At 44.9% G+C, this 5,171-nt stretch carries 5 protein-coding genes; 4 read left to right on the forward strand and 1 reads right to left on the reverse strand.

Annotated elements, in window-relative coordinates; all coding sequences use genetic code 11:
- Positions 1–1,737: ATP-dependent helicase HrpB (gene hrpB / locus ACP45E_RS03245; protein WP_241824258.1), on the reverse strand; the 1,737-nt coding region annotated here is incomplete at its 3' end.
- Positions 1,738–1,757: 20 nt separating this feature from the next.
- Here hrpB and sfsA point away from each other — a divergent pair.
- The 4 genes from sfsA to pcnB all read left to right on the forward strand — a co-directional run.
- A complete protein-coding gene (gene sfsA, locus ACP45E_RS03250) occupies positions 1,758–2,489 on the forward strand; it encodes a DNA/RNA nuclease SfsA (RefSeq protein ID WP_026026505.1) in 732 nt (243 codons plus the stop codon).
- A gap of 121 nt (positions 2,490–2,610) precedes the next feature.
- The gene (gene dksA / locus ACP45E_RS03255; protein WP_017036678.1) at positions 2,611–3,057 is read left to right on the forward strand and encodes an RNA polymerase-binding protein DksA; all 447 of its coding nucleotides are present in this window, start codon (positions 2,611–2,613) and stop codon (positions 3,055–3,057) included.
- A gap of 82 nt (positions 3,058–3,139) precedes the next feature.
- Positions 3,140–4,030 (forward strand): tRNA glutamyl-Q(34) synthetase GluQRS, encoded by an 891-nt coding sequence (gene gluQRS / locus ACP45E_RS03260; protein ID WP_017037188.1) that lies wholly within the window; start codon positions 3,140–3,142, stop codon positions 4,028–4,030.
- Between the two features lie 87 nt (positions 4,031–4,117).
- Positions 4,118–5,171 (forward strand): polynucleotide adenylyltransferase PcnB (gene pcnB, locus ACP45E_RS03265; protein ID WP_069584687.1); only part of this gene is annotated, 1,054 nt, incomplete at its 3' end.

Below are 5,171 nucleotides of genomic sequence, written 5' to 3' on the forward strand. Positions count from 1 at the left end.
CCGCTCTTCCGATCTCAAAAAGATTCGACTCGAATTGTGCTGACTGCGCATTAAATCTATGGCCACTAGATATTCGCTATCCGACAAGCTGTGCGCCTGATCCACTTCAGCCCCGTGACCATTCGCAAGAACGAATTTTCCACTTCCTATGGTACGCGCTTGAGCGACACGATCGGGAAAGGCAAGGCTCAGAGCGATGGCGACAAAACGCTCTTCAACCCTCGGTAAAGAAAAGCGCTGTTGGCACTTAGCGGCAAGCTGATCTGCTCGCTTCAAAATGGTTCGAGCTTTTTGGTGGCTTCCTTGCTTTAGACGATAAAGGCTGTCTTGCAGATCTAATATGTTTCGCTCGGGCTCTTCAATTAAGGCTGCAACGATGATGGCCGTCTGGAATAGCGCTTCATCGCCTTGTAGGGACTTCACCAACATACTTGCAATTCTTGGCTCCAAACCAAATTGATGAGCCTGTTTTCCCAGCGATGTTAGCTGACGCTGATCATTCATAAGTTCAAGCGATACTAACAACTGCCGAGCTTGTGTCAGCGCAACATCAGGAGGAGCATCGAGCCACTTTAATTCACTGGCTTCATACGCACCCCATTGTGCAAGTTCCATTGCTAATGGACAAAGATCCGAGTGCATAATTTCAGCAACAGGAACCGCAGGCTGTTGATTGAGGTGCCCCTCGCTGTATAGCCGCACACAAATCCCTGGCTCTAATCGCCCTGCTCGCCCTGCTCGTTGCTCTGCGGAGGACTGCGCTATTCTGACTTGCTCTAACTTAGTGATCCCAGTTTTAAGATCAAACTTAGCGACGCGCTCGAGGCCACAATCCAAAACCAAGCGGATCCCTTCAATGGTTAGCGAGGTTTCTGCAATGTTCGTCGCCAATACGATTTTTCTCTGATTCCCATTCAAGGGGGCTATCGCCTTTTGCTGTTCAGAGAAAGTAAGTTGACCATACAACGGAAAAATAGACACATCACTGGCCAGATCGCCAAGTTTTTCAGCCACATTTTTTATGGCTGATAGTCCAGGCAGAAAAACCAGCAAAGAGCCCTGCTCAGTGGCCATTAAATGCTGTATCTGTTTAACGATCGTTGGAATTAGGTAATCGTGGGGTTTTAAATCATGATAACGATATTCAACAGGAAAGCTTCGCCCATGCGACTCCACATATTTCGCCTGAGGAAGCAGAGTGGTTAACGCTGTTTGATCGAGCGTTGCTGACATCACCACAATACGAAGGTCATCCCTTAACGCTTCTTGCACCTCAAGGCTCAAGGCCAATGATGTATCCGCATGAATACTTCGCTCGTGAAATTCATCGAATATCAGTAAATCGATTCCAGAAAGTTCAGGGTCCGATTGCAACATCCGAGTCATGATCCCTTCGGTCACGATTTCCAGTTGAGTATCACGGCTTACTTTCGTTTCCCCACGCACACGGTACCCGACCCGCTCACCGACCTTTTCCCCCAATTGCTGGGCAAGATAGCCTGCAATATTTCTCGCCGCTAGTCGACGAGGTTCAAGCATGATGATTTTGCGCGAAAACACCCCTGCTTTAATTAATTGCAGTGGGAAAAACGTGGATTTACCCGCGCCAGGGGCCGCTTTAAGAATCAATTGATTGTGTGATTGAAGGCCTGAGAGCAATTCAGAGATCACACTTTCTATCGGCAATGGAATCGATGAAGACAATGGAGACGCCTTATGATGTAATGAGGGCACCATTGTACATAAAAACAGTAAAAATGCATTTTAATCCACCTCTTGAATCAGCGATTTTACTCAAGCGTTACAAGCGCTTCTTGGCTGACATTCAGCTGCCTGATCAATCGATACGCACGATCCATTGTGCAAACACAGGTGCCATGACAGGCTGTGCTGATGCGGGCAACACCGTCTGGTATTCAACATCGGATAACTTAAAACGCAAGTACCCGAACAGTTGGGAGCTCACTCAAACCCAGCGAGGTGATTGGATTTGTGTCAACACGGCTAAAGCGAACCATTTGGCGGTTGAAGCGATTCAAAATAACGTGATTCAAGAGCTCACTGGTTACGATGAATTAAAAACAGAAATAAAGTACGGTAGCGAAAATAGTCGTATCGATATCTTGCTCAATTCAGAAACTAAGCCAAAATGCTATATAGAGGTAAAAAGCGTCACTCTATTAGATGAAGATAACGATGGGCAGGGCTACTTTCCTGATTCCGTGACCACTCGTGGTCAGAAGCATTTGAGAGAGCTCACGGAAATGGCGAAAAATGGAAGCAGAGCAGTACTTTTATTCACTGTTTTACACTCAGGGATTGAAAAAGTATCAGCAGCACTCCATATAGACGCAAACTATTCATATTTACTAAACCAAGCAATAGAGCAAGGTGTAGAAGTCCTGTGCTACAAAGCTCAGATTTCTGAATCAGGAATCAAACTTATTTCTGCTGTTGATTTTATCAATAATGAGTGGAAAGTGATGTGATGTTCACATTGATAAAAAGTTTGCTATTCAAGATTTGCGTCGCCCGTTTCTTTTTGCTATAGATAGCCGCCTAAAAATAGACTGCTCAAACAGTTGACTAGGTATTAGTAGGAGATGCTGCATGCCAGAATTAAAGAAAAAAGCGATAGGCATCCTAGCCATTGCAGGGGTTGAGCCATACCAAGCAAAGCAGGGTGAAGAATACATGTCACCTGAGCAGGTCGCTCATTTTACAAAAATTTTATCCGCATGGCGCAACCAACTGAGAGTTGAAGTTGATCGTACTGTTCACCATATGCAAGACGAAGCAGCAAATTTCCCAGATCCCGTTGACCGTGCATCTCAAGAAGAAGAATTTAGCTTAGAACTTCGTAACCGTGACCGTGAACGTCGTTTGATCAAAAAGATCGAGAAAACACTCAACAAGATCGAAGAAGACGACTTTGGTTTTTGCGAATCTTGTGGCGTGGAAATTGGTATACGCCGTTTAGAAGCTCGTCCAACTGCTGATCTTTGTATCGACTGTAAAACACTGTCTGAGATTAAAGAAAAGCAGATGCAAGGTTAAACCTAGCTTTTGTGACGACTAGCCTTTGTTTGTAAAGGGAGCTTATGCTCCCTTTTTGTGGTTTTGATATCAGGTGAATATGATGAATTATGTGGGTCGATTTGCACCTTCCCCTTCGGGTCCATTACATTTTGGCTCTTTGGTCGCTGCTCTGGGGAGTTATTTTCAAGCAAAATCTCATCATGGAAAATGGCTAGTGAGAATGGAAGATCTCGACCCACCTAGAGAAATGGCAGGCGCCTCCGATCTCATTTTAAACACCTTAGAGGCTTATCATCTTCATTGGGATGATACCGTTGTTTATCAAAGTGAACGCCACCCATATTATCAACAGCAAATCGAGCAATGGTTAAGTTCAAAAGAGGCTTACTATTGCCAATGCACACGCAAACAGATTAAGCAATCCGGAGGCTTTTATCTTGGAACTTGTCGAGATAAAGCGCGCACTCCCGATAAACCGTGCTCAGTACGATTTAAAGTTCATCATGCCATCAATCACTTTGTTGACGTAAACTATGGTCATATTGATATTCCTCAAGCTCTGGCTGATGAAGATTTCATTATTAAGCGACGTGATGGATTGTACGCTTACAACCTTGCCGTCGTATTAGACGATATTCAGCAAGGTGTGACCGAAGTCGTTAGAGGCGCGGATCTTATCGAGCCAACAGGTCGACAAATCAACCTGTATCGTGCTTTGGGAAAGTCAGAGGTCAGCTATGTACATTTACCTCTCGTCGTCGATCAACACGGTAATAAGTTATCCAAGCAAAACCATGCTCCAGCGTTGAATAATCAACAACCACTAGAGACGTTGCTCGAGGCAATGTCCTTTTTGGGGTTCGATATTGATGTACATATTCGTCAAGCAACGATAGACGAATTATTAACATGGGGATGCCAAAATTGGTCCTTGCAGCAACTGCCAAAGACTATGGCAAGCACAGCAAGATTCTCAAACGGCGCGTCTTAGGCTATTATTAGCCCCAAATTAGGCCTTACTAGGCAAATTATCACCAACTAAAGCAACCTTGGTTTAAGCCAATATTGCCAGAAGCACATGAATAATAACGAATATACACCAAGCCAATTTCCAGACCTTGCATTGAATGTTCTTACTCGACAAGAGCACAATATTTCACGCAAGCAAATCAGTGACAACGCTCTAAAGGTGCTATACCGACTCAATGGCGCTGGTTTTGAAGCTTACCTCGTTGGAGGTGGCGTTCGCGACTTACTATTGGATCTTGCACCAAAAGATTTCGATATCGCGACAAATGCGACTCCTGAGCAAATTAAGCATCTATTTAGAAACTGTCGTCTGATTGGTCGCCGTTTCCGATTAGCACACATCATGTTCGGCCGAGATATTATTGAAGTGGCGACGTTTCGGGGTCACCACCAAGAGCCAAGCAAGAACGTATCAGCTCAGTCAGACGAAGGCATGCTGCTGCGTGACAATGTCTATGGCAGCATTGATGAAGATGCTGAACGACGCGATTTTTCTATCAACGCGATGTATTACAACATCAGCGACTACAGCATTCATGACTATGCGGGTGGTGTAGAAGATCTGGAAGATAAGCTGATCCGACTGATTGGCGACCCTGAAGTTCGCTACCGCGAAGATCCTGTGCGTATGCTGCGAGCGATTCGCTTTGCCGCAAAACTTGATTTTGATATTGAAGAAGATACTGCAGCGCCAATAGAAGATCTGGCTCCCTTGCTACAAGGTATCCCTTCTGCTCGCCTTTATGAAGAATCACTCAAATTACTGCAATCTGGTAATGGGCTTGAAACCTATCACCTGATGCGTGAGTACAACCTATTTCAGCAAATGTTCCCTGTTATTGCCGATCACTTTACTGAGGATTATTCTTCACCAACAGAGCAGATGTTGGATCTGGTCTTTGACTCAACCGATCTTCGAATTGAAGATGGTAAACGAATCAACCCAGCCTTTATGTTTGCGGCCATGCTTTGGTATCCACTCAATACCTTGGCAGATCAATTGATGAGCGAGCGTAAACTGGGCCACTATGATGCGATCATGGAAGCCAGCAATATCATCTTGGATGCTCAGGTGAAAACCATTGCGATACCAAGACGCCACA

This window comes from Vibrio genomosp. F10 str. 9ZD137 (assembly GCF_049974785.1).
GTDB lineage: Bacteria > Pseudomonadota > Gammaproteobacteria > Enterobacterales > Vibrionaceae > Vibrio.